Annotated in this window: 15 protein-coding genes; 8 read left to right on the forward strand and 7 right to left on the reverse strand. The window is 50.1% G+C overall.

Annotation, left to right across the window (positions count from 1 at the left end; translation table 11 throughout):
• Positions 1 to 1,651: 1,651 nt before the first annotated feature.
• Positions 1,652 to 2,620: an adenosylcobinamide-phosphate synthase CbiB gene (cbiB, locus tag LKK83_RS27665; protein ID WP_324634680.1), complete on the forward strand. Its 969-nt coding sequence runs from the start codon at positions 1,652 to 1,654 to the stop codon at positions 2,618 to 2,620.
• Here the strand turns inward: cbiB and LKK83_RS27670 are convergent.
• Positions 2,607 to 2,981 carry a hypothetical protein gene (locus LKK83_RS27670; RefSeq protein ID WP_324634681.1) on the reverse strand — a complete coding sequence of 125 codons (375 nt, stop codon included), beginning with the start codon at positions 2,979 to 2,981 and terminating at the stop codon, positions 2,607 to 2,609. The genes cbiB and LKK83_RS27670 overlap by 14 nt on opposite strands.
• Positions 2,982 to 3,021: 40 nt before the next feature.
• On the opposite strand from LKK83_RS27670, the gene pyrR reads away from it, so the two are divergent.
• The 3 genes from pyrR (at position 3,022) to sppA (ending at position 6,763) form a co-directional block, all read left to right on the forward strand.
• Positions 3,022 to 3,573, forward strand: coding sequence for a bifunctional pyr operon transcriptional regulator/uracil phosphoribosyltransferase PyrR (gene pyrR / locus LKK83_RS27675; protein WP_324634682.1), 552 nt, complete (start codon positions 3,022 to 3,024; stop codon positions 3,571 to 3,573).
• 183 nt (positions 3,574 to 3,756) lie between these two features.
• The gene (fni, locus tag LKK83_RS27680) at positions 3,757 to 4,830 is read left to right on the forward strand and encodes a type 2 isopentenyl-diphosphate Delta-isomerase (RefSeq protein WP_324634697.1); all 1,074 of its coding nucleotides are present in this window, start codon (positions 3,757 to 3,759) and stop codon (positions 4,828 to 4,830) included.
• Between the two features lie 100 nt (positions 4,831 to 4,930).
• Positions 4,931 to 6,763, forward strand: a complete 1,833-nt coding sequence (sppA, locus tag LKK83_RS27685) for a signal peptide peptidase SppA (protein WP_324634683.1) — start codon at positions 4,931 to 4,933, stop codon at positions 6,761 to 6,763.
• A 72-nt stretch (positions 6,764 to 6,835) separates the two neighbouring features.
• On the opposite strand, the gene LKK83_RS27690 is transcribed toward sppA, so the two are convergent.
• The 4 genes from LKK83_RS27690 to LKK83_RS27705 form a co-directional block, all read right to left on the reverse strand.
• Positions 6,836 to 7,609, reverse strand: a complete 774-nt coding sequence (locus LKK83_RS27690) for a helix-turn-helix transcriptional regulator (protein ID WP_324634684.1) — start codon at positions 7,607 to 7,609, stop codon at positions 6,836 to 6,838.
• A gap of 320 nt (positions 7,610 to 7,929) precedes the next feature.
• Positions 7,930 to 8,067, reverse strand: a complete 138-nt coding sequence (locus LKK83_RS27695; protein ID WP_324634685.1) for a hypothetical protein — start codon at positions 8,065 to 8,067, stop codon at positions 7,930 to 7,932.
• Positions 8,068 to 8,746: 679 nt separating this feature from the next.
• A complete protein-coding gene (locus LKK83_RS27700) occupies positions 8,747 to 9,208 on the reverse strand; it encodes a hypothetical protein (protein WP_324634686.1) in 462 nt (153 codons plus the stop codon).
• 371 nt (positions 9,209 to 9,579) lie between these two features.
• Entirely contained in the window at positions 9,580 to 11,673 is a 2,094-nt protein-coding gene (locus LKK83_RS27705; protein ID WP_324634687.1) for an FAD-dependent oxidoreductase, read from the reverse strand.
• Between the two features lie 542 nt (positions 11,674 to 12,215).
• On the opposite strand from LKK83_RS27705, the gene LKK83_RS27710 reads away from it, so the two are divergent.
• Positions 12,216 to 14,846 carry a PAS domain-containing sensor histidine kinase gene (locus tag LKK83_RS27710; protein ID WP_324634688.1) on the forward strand — a complete coding sequence of 877 codons (2,631 nt, stop codon included), beginning with the start codon at positions 12,216 to 12,218 and terminating at the stop codon, positions 14,844 to 14,846.
• A 28-nt stretch (positions 14,847 to 14,874) separates the two neighbouring features.
• Here LKK83_RS27710 and LKK83_RS27715 read toward each other — a convergent pair whose 3' ends face one another.
• Entirely contained in the window at positions 14,875 to 15,309 is a 435-nt protein-coding gene (locus LKK83_RS27715; protein ID WP_324634689.1) for an MgtC/SapB family protein, read from the reverse strand.
• Between the two features lie 562 nt (positions 15,310 to 15,871).
• Here LKK83_RS27715 and LKK83_RS27720 point away from each other — a divergent pair.
• Complete coding sequence (locus tag LKK83_RS27720; protein WP_324634690.1) at positions 15,872 to 16,147, forward strand: DUF1830 domain-containing protein; 276 nt, start codon at positions 15,872 to 15,874, stop codon at positions 16,145 to 16,147.
• Between the two features lie 46 nt (positions 16,148 to 16,193).
• Here LKK83_RS27720 and LKK83_RS27725 read toward each other — a convergent pair whose 3' ends face one another.
• A complete protein-coding gene (locus tag LKK83_RS27725; RefSeq protein ID WP_324634691.1) occupies positions 16,194 to 16,349 on the reverse strand; it encodes a hypothetical protein in 156 nt (51 codons plus the stop codon).
• Positions 16,350 to 16,758: 409 nt separating this feature from the next.
• Here LKK83_RS27725 and LKK83_RS27730 point away from each other — a divergent pair, with 409 nt between their 5' ends.
• Complete coding sequence (locus LKK83_RS27730; RefSeq protein WP_324634692.1) at positions 16,759 to 18,534, forward strand: PAS domain-containing sensor histidine kinase; 1,776 nt, start codon at positions 16,759 to 16,761, stop codon at positions 18,532 to 18,534.
• Positions 18,535 to 18,782: 248 nt separating this feature from the next.
• Positions 18,783 to 19,715, forward strand: a complete 933-nt coding sequence (locus tag LKK83_RS27735; RefSeq protein WP_324634693.1) for an Hpt domain-containing protein — start codon at positions 18,783 to 18,785, stop codon at positions 19,713 to 19,715.
• The last annotated feature ends 269 nt before the right edge of the window (positions 19,716 to 19,984 follow it).

A 19,984-nucleotide genomic window follows, 5' to 3' on the forward strand; every position in this document is an offset into this window, starting at 1 on the left:
CATTCAAGGGTTGCAGGGATTTCAGACACTGCACTGAGGGGTGGAACTGACTTAAACCTCTATGGGGATAGGCATGGGTGAAGGGTGAATCTTGACAGAAAGATGAGGATTGCCCGATCGCATCCGGCGAGGAGGAAGGCGATGCGGAGAAAAAATTTTGACCCCTGCTGACTTAACAGCAAGAGTTAGTGCTCGAAGATGGTGGTGGATGCGAGTGGGGGGTGAGTTAATCGAGGGGGGTAAGCGAACTTCTGCGCGCAGGAAGTGACGGGCAACGGGAATTGCCAGTAGGCAGATGTTGGCGATCGCTTCTGCCTTGTGGAATCACTTGAGCCAGAAAGCTTATGCACAGTTAAGCCACTGCTTTTCATTCAGACCGAGTCCTTAATAATCCTGCCAGATTGGCCACGTCTGAGTCAGCCAGCCCCATTAGTTTCCATTGGTACTGTAGCATTGCTGAGTGTTCTTCTATTTATCTGTAACCACATGCAACACGGCGATCGGAAGCGCTGCATCGATCGGGTCTTTCTCGATAACACTGCCTTTTGGTGTAGGCACAGTGAAAATAGCAACCCTCACCCATCTAGTGGGTCAAATAGCCACATAAGCCACAGGGCTGCTTATCGAGGTAAAGAAAGCGTACCTCCGGGGCAATGCGAGTGCATTTTTAGAGAGATTTCCCGTAGAGGGGAAAGGATGCCTTCGTTTAAATAGAGATTATTCTCCCCGGGAGGGGGGATTAAAATAGAACCCCTAGTCTCCCCACACCGGGCATGGGTAACACACAGCGGTAAATAGATGATATCATCGGTTCGGACAGGCTTTCTATTCGAGTCGAAAAAAAACCGAGAGAAAAAATGCCAGAGGGCGGGAAAGATTCCCCCCATAGATAAAGGGAACTCCCCGATCGCAGTATGGGCGCAAAGCGCTAGTGGGGCGGGGGTTGACCCATAAGGTTTCCCGCCACTTTTGGTGGAGGGAGATTGCCGCTTGGGTAGAGATATTCGTAACCCTTGACAGAACAGTTACTCCTCTAGATATGCCGCATCGATGGAGTTAAATCCGGGAGTGGTACGGCACAGGATTATCCAGTTGCCAGACACCTCAAAACTCTTGCGAGTCGATTTTAGAAGCAGCGATCTTGCCGATTGCAGCACAAGATAGAGATGGAGGGGACAACGATCGCCCGCTTCCGGGTGGGTAAAGTTTAGCCGATAGAATCTATAGAATCGATTGCCGGACAAGCGCAAACAATCCCGTCACAGTATTTTACTCGCGAGTGCATTACATTAGATGTCGATCCGTGTCAAGCCACTCCAGAGAAAACTTACTTATTTTGTGGTATAGTAAACCTCTCCTAGGTTCCCACGGCAGAACCGAACAATTTAAAATAAAGCCAACCAACGAATCAGCGCTAATAATATAGAACGGCCCCCAGTTGATGGCGCACAGTTTCGAGGCATTGTTATTTCCCAGGGGGGAGATCGCATCAAGTCAAAGGCAGCCCGGGAAGGAGAGGCGATCGGGATAATTTCGGTTGCGATCCGCTGGGTGTGGCAGAAAATTGGGGGAGAGATGACTGGTGGAAATCCAGCTTGGCTTGCCGTCAATTTAACCGAATCAACACTGAAATTTCAACTGGAATCGACCTGTGGTTATTTTAGCGATCGCCGCGACGATTGATTATCTGATTGGAGACCCGTGGAATTGGCCCCATCCGGTGCAGTGGATCGGGTGGGCAATTTCTAGCTACACGCAATGGGTCTTAAAGTGGTGTAAAACCCCCCTACCGCGTCGAATTGCTGGCATCATACTCGGCATCGGAACGATCGCCGGCACCGGGTTAGTCAGCAGTTTAATCATCGCGGGAGCCTACCAATTTCATTGGGGAATCGGCATAGTAGTGGAAAGCGTTCTGCTTGCCAGTTGTTTTGCCGGTCGAAGTTTAAAAACAGCGGCGTCAGAAGTATTAGCCCCCCTCAATGAAGGCGATTTAAAAACCGCTCGAGAAAAATTAAGTCTTTATGTAGGCAGAGATACAGAAAATTTATCCAAAGCAGAAATCCTGCGCGCCGTACTAGAAACCGTGACCGAAAATGCGGTAGATGGCGTTACCGGCCCGCTATTTTATGCGATCGCCGGTGCGGCATTGCCCCATGTCGGGCCGGTTCCATTCGCACTAGCCTACAAAGCTGCCAGTACATTAGACTCAATGGTAGGTTATCGCGAAGAACCCTATGCAGATTTAGGATGGTTTAGCGCCAAAGTTGAAGACCGGTTAACTTGGTTCCCATGCCGACTCACCGTCATTACATTAGGACTAATCGGCGGATGTTTACCACAAGTGTGGACAATTTGTCAACGAGATGCCACCCGCGATCCCAGTCCGAATGCGGGTTGGAGCGAGTGCGCGTATGCAGTGATTCTCGGCGTCCAACTCGGCGGCACCAACTATTATCGCGGCGTGCCCAAACCCAAACCCCTGTTAAATACTCCCGATAATCCGATCGCGCCAGAGAGCATCCATCGCGCCACTCAACTCACGCGGACTTGTTTTCTCATCTGGTTGGGGATTGCTCTAACATGTGGTTTAATCGGCGATCTCCTCATAGGAGGTTAACCCCTGAGAAACTGCTGCGATCGCGAACCAATCCATCTCCCGCCCCTCTCCAGATATTCCCGCCCGGTGAATCCGGGGGCATGGCCATCGGAGAATCCGGCGAGTCAGAGTTGGCCTGCGATCGCGATCCTGGGGATTGGATACCCCAGACAATCCAGAGATTGCACAAGCGGTAGTATAGTGTGGCGTGAGGCATGGGGAAGCGAGAAAAGGGCATCCAACCGTGCAATCGGAAATGGAGACCCACCGACGCGCCTAGGGCACGCACAATGCTCGGGCACCCCCAGGAAAGCACTGCCCCTACCCACCAACAGGCAATCCCAACGGGGCGATCGCCGATAAATTCTCCCAATCGGGACAAAACCTATCCCATCTGACACCTTACCCATGCCGATGCGCTTATGACTTCCAAAGTAGTCGAAATTCTCTGTGCCGAAGAGTTCCGTCGCACCTTAACCCGATTAGCCTCGCAAATTGTCGAACGCTCTGGCGATTTGTCACAACTGGTGCTAATCGGAATTTATACTCGCGGCGTCCCCCTCGCCCACCTACTGGCGGCGCAGATTGAAATGCTCGAACAAGTTCGAGTCCCCGTGGGTGCCTTAGACATTACCTTTTATCGAGATGACCTAGATAAAATAGGCATGCGGACCCCCGCGAAAACCGAAATCCCCTTTGATTTCACCGGCAAAATCGTCGTCTTGGTGGACGATGTAATCTTCAAAGGGCGAACTATCCGTGCCGCGCTCAATGCGATTAACGATTATGGAAGACCCGCCGCCATCCGATTAGCGGTTTTGGTGGATCGCGGGCACCGAGACGTGCCGATCCATCCGGATTTTACCGGCAAAACCCTGCCCACCTCGAGCGAGGAACAAGTGAAAGTTTACCTGCAAGATGTGGACAACCGGGATGCGGTGGAATTGATTAAAGTGTTAGAAGAGACCCCCTAGGGGGTGGGTGTGGGGTGGAAGAAAGCGGACGGGAGACCTTCTGACGCGAATGGGTTGCGAATGAGTCAATAATTTGCGAGGAAGGTTTCTACCCGCCACTGAACTGATGCCCTAGCCAATTGTACTGCGATCGTGGGACAGTATCCCTATTCGAAAAATTGTGTAACTTAGCTTGTGTCTCAAATGCCAATCGAGAACTCCTCTACTGATGCTGCCCAAACCCAGTCTCGCAAAGCGGATCACATTCGGGTTTGTCTGGAAGAAGACGTGCAATTTCGCGCCCAAACCACCGGGTTGGAACGCTATCGGTTCGAGCATTGTTGTTTACCCGAACTCGATCGCCGCGACATTGACGTAAGCGCAACATTTTTGGGCAAAACCCTCGGCGCACCCCTGCTGATTTCTTCCATGACGGGGGGAACCGATCGCGCCTGGACTATCAATCGTCGATTGGCTGAAGTTGCGGGGCATTACAAAATTGCAATGGGGGTAGGGTCCCAACGGGTAGCGGTGGAAAAACCGGAAGTGGCGAATACCTTTGCGGTGCGATCGCTCGCTCCCGATATCCCCTTATTTGCCAACTTAGGGGCCGTACAGCTTAACTACAGCTACGGAGTCGAGGAATGTCAGCGAATCATCGACATCCTGGAAGCCAACGCCCTGATTTTGCATCTCAACCCCCTGCAAGAGTCCGTGCAAACCGGCGGCGATACCAATTTCAAAGGATTGCTTGACAAAATCAGCAAACTGTGCTATGCATTGCCCGTGCCGGTGATTGCCAAAGAAGTCGGCAACGGCATCTCCGGGAAAATGGCGCAAAAACTCATCGATGCAGGTGTCAGCGCGATCGACGTGGCGGGGGCGGGGGGCACCTCTTGGGCAAAAGTCGAGGGACAACGCGGTAAAGACCCGCGACAGCGCCGCTTAGGGGCGACCTTTGCCGATTGGGGTTTGCCCACCGCCGAGTGCATCACCTCAGTGCGCGCCGTGGCACCGGAGATTCCCTTAATTGCCTCGGGGGGATTGCGAAACGGGCTGGATGTGGCCAAAGCGATCGCCCTCGGCGCCGATATCGCCGGCTTAGCTTGGCCTTTCCTCCAAGCCGCATCGGAATCCCTCGAAGCCCTGCATGCTTTAGCAGAAGCATTAATCGCCGAAATCGCCACCGTCTTATTTTGCACCGGACAAGCCACCCTGGCAGATCTGAAAGCCTCGGATGCTTTAGTCCCCCTCCAAGCGGCAAAACCATTACCATAGTAGATAGACCCGATCGCGACGGTAGATCCGTCAAGACAAAACAACGTTAAACGAATCAACGCTTTCGGTCTAGGCACAGATAGCTTTACGTGATTGAAACATGCGTGATTTTTTCAAATACACTTTTGCCAGCGTGGTAGGTACAGTGGTGGGGTTGGGCGTTCTCGCCGGGATGGGAATCGGCGGCTTGCTGATGTTAATTGGCATGGCAGCATCTTCCGCCCGAGATGCGGATCCGAAGGTGGAAGACCAATCCATGCTGGTGCTGGATATGTCCCTGAACATTACCGATGCCAAACCCACTTCGACTACTGCACAAGCCTTATCCGACGCCCTCTCGGATCGCGATCGCCCCGATAGCATCGATCTGCGAAGCGTCCTAGAAAGTATCGAGGCGGCGAGGAAGGACGAGCGGATTGTGGGCATCTACCTGCATGGCAGCTCTAGGGGCACCAGTAACGGCTTTGCTACCCTCAAAGAAGTTCGCAAAGCGATGGAAAGCTTCCGCGAATCGGGCAAAACGATTGTCGCCTATGACCAAGATTGGTCCGAGCGCGAATATTACCTCGGCTCAGTTGCCGAAACCCTGTTTCTCAATCCGTTGGGGGTGATGGAACTTAATGGTTTGAGTTCGGAAACCACCTTTTTGGCCGGTGGATTGGAAAAATACGGCATTGGCGTTCAGGTGACGCGGGCGGGCAAGTATAAATCCGCCGTCGAGCCATTCTTGCTGACCGAAAGTTCTCCCGAAAGTCGCGAACAAACCGCAAAACTCTTGGGCGATATTTGGGGGGATTTTCTCACCACGGTGAGTGAGGCGGGGTCTTTGAATCCCCAGCAGTTGCAACAAGTGGTAGACACGGAAGGAATTTTGATTGCGGCTGAGGCTCGAGACAAGGAATTGGTCGATCGCCTCGCTTATTTTGATGAAGTGGTGGCGCATCTGAAAGAGTTGACCGACAGCGAGGAAGATGACCGCACATTTCGGCAAATTAGTCTGCAACGCTACGCTGCAGTGGCTCAGACAGACAGGGAGACGAACAATGCCGCAAACAACCAAGTTGCCATTGTCTACGCGGAAGGTGAAATTGTCGATGGGCCGGGAAGCGTGACTCAGGTGGGGGGCGATCGCCTCGCCAAACAACTGCGTCAGTTGCGCCAAGATGAGGATGTAAAAGCGGTGGTCCTGCGCGTGAATAGTCCGGGAGGGTCTGCTACCGCCTCGGAGGTGATTCAGCGCGAGGTACGCCTGATGCGCGAGGTCAAACCGATCGTGGTTTCGATGGGAAATATTGCCGCTTCTGGGGGGTATTGGATTTCTACCTCGGCGTCTAAGATTTTTGCCCAACCGAATACCATTACTGGCTCGATTGGCGTGTTTGGCTTGCTGCTGAACGTGCAAGAACTGGGCAATAATAATGGCATTACCTGGGATGTGGTGAAAACCGGTCGCTATGCGGATTTGGGTACGATTACTCGCCCGAAAACCCCGGAAGAACTGGCGATCGCCCAGCAAGTTGTCGATCGCATTTACCAGCGCTTCTTAACCATTGTCTCCGAGTCTCGCAATCTCTCCAGAGAACGGGTAAACCAAATTGCCCAAGGACGAGTCTGGTCCGGTGAAGAAGCCAAACGCATCGCCTTAGTCGATGAGCTTGGCGGTCTCGAAGATGCCCTGAATACCGCCGCAGAACTGGCAGAACTCGGCGACAACTGGAAGGTGAAAGATTATACCGAACGGCGCAGCTTCGAGCAACTGCTGCTCGAAAAATTGAGCGGCTCTCGCTTCGTGGGGGAAGCGACTCCCACCACCCGCCTCGATCCGCTGACGGCACAATTGCAAAACCTTTATCAAGACTTGGCCATTTTGCGAAACTTAAATGACCCGGTTGGAGCCTATGCTCGCATTCCGTTTACATTCCGCATTCGGTAAGGTTGCTCGCGCGATCGCTCTCGGGTGAAAAAGGGAGGATTGCATCGTATTTGCATACCAAGACTCGATTTTTCACCCTTGAGAGTTCAAGCTAATTTTGTAGGCACAACGGCGATCGCCTTGAATAATATGCTCGCTTCGTTCCACATAAACCTGTGGTCCGAACAGGGTTTTAAACACCTCGAGTTCCGAGCGACAAAATTGCCCGCAGGCGATCGCCGCCCCCCGAATCGGGCAGTGGTTTTCTACCAGTAGCCAACTCCCATCGCTCTGGAAGATCGCCTCTGCCATATACCCTTCTTCACTTCGGATCTGAGCCAGTTTGGTCACGATTTGCCCCAGGCGAGTTTCTTGGGATACTTCGCTCTCCTCCTCTCCCGGTGCGGCGCTGACTTGCTGTTGGTAGCTTTGGATCTGGTGGTGAGTGCGCTCTGCTAAAACTCGTTCCAGTGCGTCTTTTCCAAACAGCGTCTCGAAGTTTTTCAGGAAGTCTACCATCAAGTCCTGATGCGTGTCGGGAAATAAGGGCGTCGATGCTGGCGTTAACTGCCATAGTTTCACCGGTCGCCCAATGGGACGTCTTTGTTCTTGATAGCTGACTAAGCCATCTGCGAGTAGTGCTTGTAAATGCTGACGCACCGCCATTGGGGAAACCTGTAGCTGCTCTGCTAGCTCGGTGGCACTCTGCCCTCCTTGCATTTTTAACAGGTATAGGATGCGATCTTTCGCTTTTTGTTTTTCCTCCATTTCTTCAGAAAAATAGGGTTCTCGACGACACAGGGGAATGGATCGGGATTTATTTACGGGTTTTTTTATGTTGCTGGCTTTTGCTTCAGTGGGCTGCATCTTTGTTCGGGTTTGAGTAAAAATAACAGTATTGGCTCCCATGCCCCGCTCGCTAGGGGATTTTTCCCGCGAGGGTATTGGGAGCGCCTCGCAAAGTCTCTCGTGTCTATTGTAGGCAAAGATAAATTTTTTAATGCCCCGGTTTAATTGCACTGGCGTGGAGTCGGCTGAACGGTGCTGTTGAAAATGATGAAAAAGGTAAGCCCGCTTTCCGATCGAGGCGATCGCCTCGGGGGAACACCCTAACATTTACCGGAAAACTCCTCCTTTGTCCCGTCAACAGTCTCTCCCGAAATTGGGGGGTTGACCTTGGCGATCGCTCAGGCGGTAAACTCATTCGATTGGCGAGTCGGTAAAATATCTGCACCCTCAGCTTGATTGCGGATCCACTTAACCCACTCCGAGGGCGCGATCGTGACTTCATATTTTAAACCGAATTGATTGAAGTGTGGGCGCATTTGGCGATCGTCACTCCTCTCAACAGCGCTTTATTCGTCAAGCTCACCCCCGACTCCTTCGCGCTCTACTCAGAATGCCCTCAATTGGTTACAAAATTAACTTTTTGAGTCCCCAGAGGCTTCCCCCTCATGGCAACATCCACTGGATTTCTCCTCGAAATCAGCACTGGATGGTGAAAAATTTATTTTTCTGCTTAATTTTTCTTTAGCCAATCTGTCATAAAATACCGGGTTTTTAAGCAAGGGTGCAAACCTTTGCAATCGCATTTATTGGGGGGGGGAGGCGGTAGCTCTGGAGGAACGTTCCCCCCAGGGGTAACGACTTCAACGAGTTCAACCAGTTAACGAGTTAAAACCTGCAAATTATTTTGCATAAGTGCTTAATTATTATTGGTGATACCTGCATTTTTTATCCTGTTTTTTAATATAAAAAACTCTCGTTTTTACTTAAGTAAATATAGTATTATCCTCAAACAGCCTGGATTTTTAAACCGAGTATTTTTCTGAGTTTTTCAAAAAACAATCAGACAATTAATTATTGGAGCCAAACCCTGCACTGCCGCATCCCGCAGCGTGCGATCGCTGGTGGGGGGTGAGTTGCTAGGATAAGGGTATCTGCGCCTCGTCAGCCACTTTGCCTGTTCTCCCACCGAGCGATCGCATTGCTCAATTTGTTCTCTTAAAAAAGGTAAATTCGGCCTTTTTCATCCAAATAAAACCCGCGATCGATGCGATCGCCGGTTCGTGCAGAACGGATGGCAACAGTTACATTATTACGGAAAGAGTCAATCTCGAAGTGCAACTCAACCTCGCTCAACTCCACCGGTGCATTAATCAAAACATTAAGAGTGCGAGATATATCGTTTTCGGCATTTGGATCGATGAAAAAGCTACCCAAAGTAATGCGCTCTCCCACACCTAAGACTCGTATAGGACCTTCGGCAGTATCATATTCCAGAGGAATCCCCGTATTATTAAGCAGGGTAATATCGATGGGACGATTAACATTCACATCCTCTGCCGGTTGCCAGAACCCGGGTTGGTAACCGCCATCTTCACTGGGTTGAGAAGAAACGAAACTGGGGGTCAAGACGCTAAGGGCGGTGAGTAGCGCAGCCGTGGCAATGATTCTAAACTTCATCGAATGTAACTCCAAGCTAAAAAAATGTTGAGCGTGTTGTCGGATAGATTCGAGGGTGGTGAGGAATGAAAGAACTATTTGCCCAAGATAACTCACGCATCACCAACGAGTCAATAGGCTGTTGGTCATTAAAACAGGGAGTTAATCTGGAGGTGGAGCCTGCTGAGCGCCCTGGCGCGAGGCTGGGAACGAGTGGGGACGGTAATGGGATGGTTCTAAAATCTCCCGAGAGAACCACCGCCTGTAAGCAGATGGGAATGCTTTGTGCCGAGGTTAGAGGGGTATTTTTAGGGTTAAAAACCGGGAGAAGACTGAGAAAAAACCGGGTTGGCGCGAACCAACCCGGTTTTGATGCAGAAAGTTAGGTTGATTTATTTCCAATCTTCCCAAGAATTATTAAAAATGGAAGTATTGGGGAAAGAAATGGGATTGCCATTTTGCACCAGGCGTTTTTGGAGCAATTCTAACGCGGGTTCGCGCTGGGGAAGGTCGTCTACCAACTGATAAGGAAGGAGGCCCTTTTCTAAGGCAAATGCGGCGGTGGTGCCGGCTGCAGCACCGGCAGACCATTCGAAAGAATGGACCCGATAAGCAGCGGCGGCGATATGGCTGGTGGCAATACTTTTGCCGGCGACTAAGAGATTATCAATGCGCTGTGGAATCAGGGCGCGCAGGGGAATTTGGAAGGGATAGGCGGTACCGGCACCGCGTCGTTCGCCTTCTCGTTCGGTATTGCCCGGGGTTTCTGGGGGAGAGAGGGTCATGCAGGGGTGGAAATCAATGGCGTAGTGGGCAATTCCCACAGAATCGGGGTAAATTGTGGAACGCGATCGCCGAGGCATATTGTCCAGATCCGGCTTTTCGCGAATAATCTCCACGGTTTCCAAACCGCCCAAGGATTCCCACAAGCGGCGATATTCTTCTGGGAGTAAATTGAGGCGATAAAAGTCTTCGCTGTAGTCAGCGCGAGAAATATCAATTTCCCATACGGTAAATCCATCGGGATGGCCCCAACCGGGACGCCCGATAATCCGGCGTCCTTCGCGCATATAGGGATATTTGGACAAGCCATGCGCGGTTCCCATTGGGGAATCCAAACCAGAGAGATAGCGATGATTGGGATGGGGTTGTTTGACGCCTTCTCCCAATTGGGAATCGGTGGTTCCGCGAACTAACCAATAGAAAAAGCCTTTAGCATGTTCTTCACCGGCTTGCAGGGTAGCGGTTCGCAGTCCTCCCATCCAGCCTCCGGGTTCTAGCTGCCCGGTTTCGATTAATTGCTGGCGGGTATAAATCAAGTTATCTTCCGGGTTTCCGGGGCGATAGTCGTTGCCCCAAGTCCAGTTTTGCATGGAGATATCCCCGGGATGGATGGGATACTCTCTGGGGTTAGAGGGGAGATTTTTCTCGTATTTAGCACTCCAGATGCGACGGTAGGTGTACACCAAGGTAAAGTTAGCGAGGCGCTCGAGTTCGTAGCTGTAGTAGGGGGCGTAGCGATCGTAGAAGGGAGGTTTGACGTGCGGTTGGGGGTCCTCCGTGGCTTGCATAGCGAAGGTGTAGGTAAACCCTTGGGTGCAGTAAGGGTCATTAGTGGTGCTGGAGGAGGAGGGTTCGAATGGCGATCGCGGATCGATACCGAGGCGATAGGGAACGTCGGCGAGGGCGATGATTTCCCCGGTTTCCGTGGCATCCACCACATACCAATCGGCGGGGCGATCGCCCGGTGAGGAAGTGTCTGTAGCTTCGGGTTGGCGCAGGGGGACAAAGCGAATGATGGTTTTCTCAAACCGAGGGGAATCTTGGTAACGATAGGCGTCTTCGATGGTTTGGGAGAGAGGTTCGGTGTTGAGGGGGGGCGTTCCGGGTGCGGGTTGGTGTTGGATGGCGATCGCGCTTTGAATTTGCTCGCCGCCATTGGAACCGCGAGCAATTTCCAACTCCTTAATGACGGTGTTGGGATACCATTTCAAGGTTCCTTTGCCTTTTTTGGCGGCTTTTTGCAGTTCCTCGAACAGTAGTTGGTGACCGTCTTCGGGCAAAAAGCACGATTCACTGACCCAACATTGACCGGGATTGAGGCGATTGTATTCCTCTTTGATGAGCGATCGAAATTCCAAATAGCCGCGCGGGTAAAATAGCAGGCGTCTTTGGGTAGGTCGTTCGTCCAGTGCGGAGGTGCCTTGGGAGGAGATCTGACCTCCCACCCAATCGGTAATTTCGCTCATGCAGACTGTGCGACCGGCAAGCAAGGCTTCGTAGGCGGTGGCGGCCCCGGCGAGTCCACCGCCGACAACGAGAATTTCGCAGGATTCTTCTTTCTCTGGGGGTCGCGGCGGTGTTGCTTCGGATATCGAGGTTGCCAGTCCAATGGAAATCAGGCTCAGGCAAAGGCTGAAGGCAGATTTGCCGCCACAGAGACCTTGAACTGAGCGCTGTAGGAATCGCTGCACTTGACGCTGCATAGGAGTTGTTGGATATTTTGGCTTTGGGTGTATGGATTATGCCACCGAACCTGGCTGGCTGTATCAAAAGCTACAGGTGGCTAATTGTTCATTACTGACTATACGAGGGTCGAGTAAAATATTCAGGTCAATCCGCTGGGTCTTCGCGCCTCTACTGAGGGGGAAAGGCAGGGGTTGCGAGGAGAAAAGCGGCTGCTCTGAAGGGGCGATCGCGCCCGGGTGGCTTAGTTAGGATGACTTTAGAAGCAAGACGGAGTGACGTACACTAAACTAGAGTGGGCAATGTCTCCCTTGATTGCTCAGGGTCAGTACAGTCTCCCTCCGCTTATTTTAGTTCCTTTAACAAGAACTGAAACGGCAGGTATTCATGTCGTCCGAAGCGCTTACTTTTCCCGAGGGATTCTGTTGTCCCCCAGAGGTTATCGAAATCTGTTCTCATTATCTGCCTCCCGTCATTTTTATCCCCACTGCTTGCGCGATACTGCCATAAATTTTCTTTGCCCACAGGTTCGACACTGCACTTAACTCTGGAAAAGTAGACAATGCACTTGCCATCCAATCACTCTTTTTTACAACATTCCTCTACAAAAAAAGCCCGATCGCCGGGATTTTCCGCTGCTGAAGGAAAGGGCGATCGCGACCAATTCTATGCCAGTTTGCTCGGTCACATTCCGGGGGCGGTTTACCGCTGTGTCTGCTGCGATTCTAGCTGGTTTCTTGAATACATCAGCCAGGGCATTGAGGACATTTCCGGCTATCCCGCCACCGAGTTTGTCAATGCGCCGGTGAGCCATTTTAAAACTCTCGTTCATCCCGACGATCGCGCCAGTACACAACAGGCAGTTCAACAAGCAATTGCCCAACAAACTCCCTATTGTATTGATTACCGAATTCGCCGCGCTGACGGTCAGATTTCCTGGGTGCGGGAAAAAGGAAAAGCCATTTTTGATTCTTTCGGGCATATTTCCTCCCTGGATGGAATCGTCTTGGACCTCGGGGATATGGTTCCCGATCGCCCCACCAATTCTTCATCGATTTTCTCTCCCCTACCTGCTTCTATCCAGTTAGATATCTTAGAAAATATCACCGATGGTTTTTTGTCTTTAGACAAAAACTGCCAGTTAACTTATCTCAATCATCGGGGAGAACAGTTGCTCGGACAAAGCCGCAACGAGCTGTTGGGTAAAAATTTGATACATGAGTTGGATTCGCCGACAGTAGAGAATTTTTTCGGGGAACTGGCGGGCGCTTTGACTCGACAAAAGCCCGTTACGTTTGAAGCGTGCTACTCCTATGAGCAAAGGTGGTTGGAGGTGCGCGGTTTTCCTCATTCTGAGGGAATTTGGGTGTTTTTGCGCGATATTACCGAACGCAAAGAAGCATTGGCAAATCGCCGTCATCGGGATGGATTATACCGCACGCTAATTAAAAATTATCCGAACGGGTCGGTTTTGTTATTTGACAAAGCGTTGCGCTATACCGTGGCAGCAGGAAAGGAATTAGAAACGTTAGGGTTTTCCAAATCGGCGATCGAAGGCAAGACGCTTTGGGAGGTATTTTCTGAGGAGCATTGTCAGATTTTAGAGCCACTTTATCGCGGGGCACTGGTTGGAGAAGCGAAGGTGACTGAACTTGCCTATGGCGATCGCATTTATTTAGTGCATATTCTGCCGGTGAAAAACGAAACGGGGGCGGTGTTTGCGGGAATGGTGATGACGCAAAATATCACCGAGTGCAAAATCGCGGAAGCGGAAAATCGCCGCTTAATTGCATCGTTACAAGAAAGCGAAGCAAAAACGCGATCGATGGCTTCTCTGTTGGCAGAAGCACAAAAACTCGCTCATGTGGGATGCTGGGAATTTGATGTCACCACGGAAGCGATTACTTGGTCTGATGAAGTATTCCGGATTTTTGGTTTGGATACCACGCAAGAACCGCCAAGTTATGGTGAATATTTGGCCAGAATTCATCCGGAAGACCGGGCGGTTTCGGAAGAAGCGATCGCGCGATCGCTTCGCAAAGGACAGCCTTATGAGTTGGAGCAAAGAATCGTACAACCTTCTGGGTCAATTCGCTATTTATCGGCAAATGGAGAACCGATTTTTAATGAACAAGGTCAGGTGATTAAGCTTTTAGGCAGTATGTTGGATATCACCGATCGCCACTTGGCACAGGAAGCATTGCGTCAGTCGGAAACTCAACTGGAACTCCGGGCAAAAGAATTAGAAGCAATGGTCCACAAACTTCAGCACACCCAGTCTCAATTAATTCAAACCGAACGGATGTCCGGATTGGGGCAAATGGTGGCTGGAATTGCCCATGAAGTCAATAATCCCGTGAGCTTTATTTATGGCAATATCGTTCATGCTAATTCTTATATCGAAGATTTGGTTCATTTGGTGAATCTCTACCAAGAATACTACCCGCAACCCGTTCCGGAAATCGCTGAGGAAATTGACGCGATTGATTTGGAATTTTTGTTTGAAGATTTACCCAAACTGCTAAAATCGATGAAGTCTGGGGCGGAACGAATCCGGGAAATCGTGCGATCGCTGCGGAATTTCTCCCGTCTCGATGAAGCCGAAATTAAGCCGGTGAACATCCACGAAGGCATTGACAGCACTCTGCTGATTTTGCAAAATCGCTTGCGGGGCAATGAGGGGGACAATGGTGGTAAAACTCCCAGCATTGAGGTGATTAAGGAGTATGGCGATTTGCCGCCAGTGGATTGTTATCCGGGTCAGCTCAATCAAGTGTTTCTCAATATTATCAATAATGCGATCGACGCTTTGCAACGCAAAAATCCGCCGCGAATCATTCGGATTCACACCCGGGTCATCGAGGCTTCGGAAGTGAAACTCCCGGCGGATTCCCAACAGACTGGCGAGGAGGAATCTACTGGCGATCGCCACAGAGAATGGGTGGAAATTCGCATTGTGGATAATGGCCCCGGTATCCCGGAGGAAGTTCGACAAAAAATGTTTGACCCCTTCTTTACCACGAAACCTGTGGGAACGGGAACTGGGGTGGGATTGTCAATTAGCTATCAAATTGTAGTGGAAAAACATAAAGGTCGTTTGACATGCTTTTCCGAACCGGGACAAGACACGCAATTGCTCATTCAATTACCCCGGCATCAGGAGTATTGCGAACCGGCGTTGTTTGAGTCTTAACCTTTCGAGGGAAGGGTAAAAAATAGAGCTATTTCAGCTCTATTTTTTTCAGGACTTTGAGGATAAACCAACAAACTAAAGCACTGATTAATCCGAGTTCCCAGAATCCACAGCTAATGATGACTCCCAAGGCGGCGGTGACCCAAATGGCTGCAGCGGTGGTGAGTCCTTGAATGGTTTGGTCGCGCAAAATGGTTCCCGCACCGATAAAACTGACTCCGGAGATGATTCCTTGGATAATTCGGGTAAATGCATCGGCGCTTTGCACGGCTAAACCAAGCTGGATGGGCAGGATGGCAAATAGCGCCGCACCAAAGCTGACGAGCATATAGGTTCTTAAGCCGGCAGGTTTGTTTTGACTTTGCCGTTCTAAGCCGATCGCGGCTCCGACCAATAAGGACAATGATAAGCGAAACAGCAGGGTGAGGGCATCAATGGGAGCAATGGAGGGCGGAGTTGACAATTTCTCTGGGTTCGGCTGGAGGGTGCAATTTTTTAGCGTACAGGCGCTGCTGGGGTCGTCTCTGATACGGAATCCGTCTGGCACAGGGAGCGAGACCCGAGGCTATGCCGATTTCGACCAGCTTAAATTTTTATGCAGACATTTGACAACTGGCTGGGGTATGAGCGATCGCGATGCTGGATGGTCTCCGGCTGGATCCGCGATCGGGGTCTTCCCTGACTCGGGCGATCGCCCCGTTTTCTATAAATTTTTCTTATGATGTTAGAATTTCTACCTTTCGGGGGTGAAACCATTGCAAAACTCGTGCATAGCTGGAGAAAACTTCTCTCTCCTAGTTGTTGCCACAGAGGAAGGTTTCACACTGTAAGGTCTTTACAGGGTTCTGTTGGAAGTGTTCTAGGGGTGAAGTTCCATTGGAGGATTTTGTGGAAAAATTTCGCCTAACTCATCAGTTTTACTTATAAAAAAGTTAAGTATTCCTTTGGGTAGAGGCTTGATAAGGCTCTGTGGGGGAACAATAATATAAAGTCTTTTAATGATTAGTTCGAGCCTAAGCAAAAATATGGAATCTGTTGCATCTAAAACTGGCAAGCGCGTTCTGTGCTACTTTGCCAACCCCACGAGTAATATTGTAATTCTTAGAAGCGGTCATCAAAAATCTCAAAATTTTGAGCGAATTGTGTTTCCTGGAGAACGGCTTTTTTTTGAGGCAAGTTCTCGGGATAGTTTAGAGGTCTATCAGTCTGGCTCTTCCGGGTTGGATTTGGTGGAAACCATGAGGTGCGATCGCTTGCAAGTGAATGCCGATCGTCATTCACCGCAAAAGCTTGCGGCTTAATAAGCGGTGAAATTTGGCTGATTAGAAGCTATTTGCCCTGCAAATTTCAGCGATCGCCACCGTTCCAGAACTGAAAAGAATTTTTCTGTAAACTGCAGCGATCGCTACATTTTTTCCTGCCATATTCTCTCCACCAAGCGACACAGAGGCGAGGGTTTTCCGCACCGCGATCGCGCGATCGCTCCGAATTAAAAATTACCAATTAATAATATCGAATTTCTCCGGGGCACAGAGCCATTTCCGACGCAAAAACTATCGATCGCGAAGGAGATAACTGGAAAAGCAATGTTCCCATTGTTGTTTCCCCTGAAGGGATGGCTTGGGATTTCCAGGATAAATCCCTAAATCTACGGATAGCTTTATATTTTTTTAACCTTTAAGATATCATCGAGAGGGATATCTGGATCTCTTTGGGGATGGAGATGCGCCCAACTGAGTGTGACGCCAGAGTGCCCTGCACTGGGCGGTACAAAAAGGGCGATCGCGTCCCAACTGCGAAACCCCTAAGGAACCAGATTCTCTCCTGGAGTCCGTGCTGACGAATCCAGTGCCCTCACCAATGGGCGATCGCCGTCTAAGCAGACTCGAAGAATTTAGTCTAGCCGATAAAAATGGTATCAGAAAGCCTTACCTCTGCCAATCCCATCGCCACTTCTGCCCTTTCCACCGCAGATGAACTGCAACGATCGCTCGCCCTTTTGCGAGCCACTTTTGAATCCACTGCGGATGGCATTGTTGCGGTCGATCGCGAGGGTCGCATTACCCACTATAATCGAAAATTTGTCGAAATGTGGGAGATTCCGGAGGGATTAATGGAAAGTCGCGACTTTCCCCCTATTTTAGCATTTATTCTGGAACAATTACAGAATCCAGAAAAATTTTGTCGGCAAATTAAAGCTTTATCTGAAAATACTAATATCGACTATCATACGGTGTTAGAATTCCGCGATGGTCGAGTCTTTGAATATCATTCTCTCCCCTCAAAGGTGGGGCAAGAAATTGTGGGTCGCGTGTGGAATTTTAGCGATATCACCGAGCGCAAGCACTCCGAAGAGCAACTCTGCTCTTCCCTGAAAGAACTCACGGATTTTAAATGTGCTTTAGATCGCTCGGCGATTGTTGCTATTACCGATGCCCGAGGGATTATTACCTATATCAACGACAAGTTTTGCGAACTGTCGCAATATGAGCGAGAAGAATTGATTGGCAAAGACCATCGCGTGATTAATTCCGGCTATCACTCTCGAGAGTTTTTCAAAAATCTCTGGGGTACCATTGCTCAGGGAAAAGTCTGGAAAGGGGAAATCAAAAATAAAGCCAAAGATGGTAGTGATTATTGGGTAGATACCACCATCGTTCCGTTTTTGGATGAAAACGGGAAACCCTTTCAATATTTGGCGATTCGGTTTGATATTACCCAGCGCAAAGAAACCGAATCCGCCTTGCGGCGATCGCAGAAGCAATTACAAGCGCAAACCGAACAACTCAAAAAAACATTAGGCGACTTAAAACGCACCCAAGCGCAACTGGTTCACAGCGAAAAAATGTCCAGTCTCGGTCAATTGGTGGCTGGGGTTGCCCATGAAATTAACAATCCCGTCAGCTTCATCTATGGCAATCTTTCCCACGCGACGTTGTACATGGAAGAACTGCTGCATTTGCTGCAACTTTACCGAGAGCATTATCCCACTCCCGTTCCCGCGATTCAAGAAGCAGCGGAAGAAATCGAAATTGAGTTTTTGATGCAAGATGTACCGAGTCTGCTGGATTCGATGAAACTTGGGGCAGAAAGAATTCGCAACATCGTGCGATCGCTTCGCAACTTCTCGCGACTCGATGAGGCACAAATGAAGTCGGTCAATCTGCACGAAGGGATAGAAAGCACTCTACTCGTTTTGCAAAATCGCCTGAAAGCAATTCCCGGACGTCCAATTGAAATTATCAAAAACTATGGAAATATACCAGAAATAGAATGTTATGCAGGGCAGCTCAATCAAGTGTTTATGAATCTGCTCAGTAATGCGATCGATGCTTTGGAAAACCAACCGGAACCGCGACGGATATCAATTAAAACTGAAGTGGCGATCGACCCCCCGCAAAATCTGGAATTACCCAACTCCCCCACGTCATCCGCAGGGACAAACTCACAACCTTTCGTGGCGATTGAAATTGCAGACAACGGGCCGGGAATTTCTCCGGCAGATTTGCAACGCTTGTTCGATCCATTTTTTACCACAAAACCCGTGGGAAAAGGCACAGGTTTGGGATTAGCCATTAGCTACCAAATCGTAGTAGAGAAACATGGCGGACGACTCAAATGCGATTCCGAACCCGGACGAGGGGCCGCGTTTACTATCGAAATTCCCCTAACCCAGAATACTCACTAATTACCTCAGTTCAACTGTGGAAGATAGTCATTGGTCATTTGTCCTTTGTTCTTTGGCGTTTGTTCTTTGGTATTTGTGGAAGTACCAATGACCAACAACCTGTTACCACATGACCAATGACCAATGACCAATGACCAATGACCAATAGCCAATGACCAATGACAGGAGAAAGCTGGTGTAACAGTTCCGTTGAGGGATTAGAATAAAATGGAGATAGAGAAGAGCGTTTAAAGGAAAGGAAGCTAGCCGTGGATCCGGAAAGACAACAACAAATAATGGGCTATTTTATCGAGGAAGCGAAAGAACACCTCGATACGCTAGAAACCGGACTGCTAGATTTACAGTCCATTGTCAGCGACCAAGAACGAGTCAACGAGCTTTTTCGTGCGGCGCACTCGGTGAAAGGGGGTGCGGCGATGTTAGGTTTTGGGAGCATTCAAAAAACGGCTCACCGCTTAGAGGATTCATTTAAAGTGCTCAAAGAGCAACCGGTTACAGTTGACGAAAAATTAGAAACTTTATTTCTCAAAGGGTTCGATACCTTAAAAGACCTACTGGAAAAGCTGCAAGGCCCTTATGGAATCAGAGATGAAGACGCCGATCGCCTAGTGTCCGAGTCCGAGCCAGTATTTAAGGAATTGCAAGACTATCTCGACAGCCTAACTGGAGGGGGAGGAGGTGGAGAAACCGGGGCGAAAGGGGAAGCGCAACCGAGCAAAGATCTGCCTAGGGAAACCATTGCCACCCTCCAACAAATGTTAAAGTTATTCAAACAACAAGCAGATGCAGAAAACCGCAAACGGCTGGGAGTGTTGTGCAACCATCTAGCGGAAATGGGGTCAGAGATGGAGAATTGGCAAAACCTGGTCAACACCGCATCCAAAGCGATCGCCAATCCGAAGAACTCCTATGAAACCTTAGCGCCGGTGGTGATCAAAGAACTGAAATACGCCAGTGACTTCGTAGCGGTGGGCAAACCCGACACGACCCCGCCGAGTCCGGTATTGCTAGAATTGGCGGGAATGCCAGCCACCGAAGCGGGGGTGAACTTAGGAGCCAATGAATTTATCCTAGAATCCGACCCGAAAGCGGCGGCCAAAAAGCTGATCGAGATGTTCGATAAAAAACAGCTTACCCAACTGACAAAAATATTAGTCAAAGAGGTAAAATCCGGCAAATAAGATAACGCCACGAAAGCAGGACGAGAGCGCGGGAAAGGGGCGATGAGCGCCACTCCTGCGCCTTTGAACTCGCGGGGGTGCAGGCGATCGCTTCTGGCGCTTTAGAGAGGGGCGATCGCGCCACAGCAGTTGAGGGGTTTAAATAGAAACCTGCAAGAATTAGCGTAAGAATTAGGCACGTGCTACGAACCAAGGTGACGTACTCCCGACGCCGACCGCTTAGGCGGTACGGCGCGGGCTTCTGGGCCGAGACCTTTGAGATCTGGGTT

It is taken from the genome of Phormidium sp. CCY1219 (assembly GCF_035615515.1).
Classification (GTDB): Bacteria; Cyanobacteriota; Cyanobacteriia; order Cyanobacteriales; family Laspinemataceae; genus CCY1219.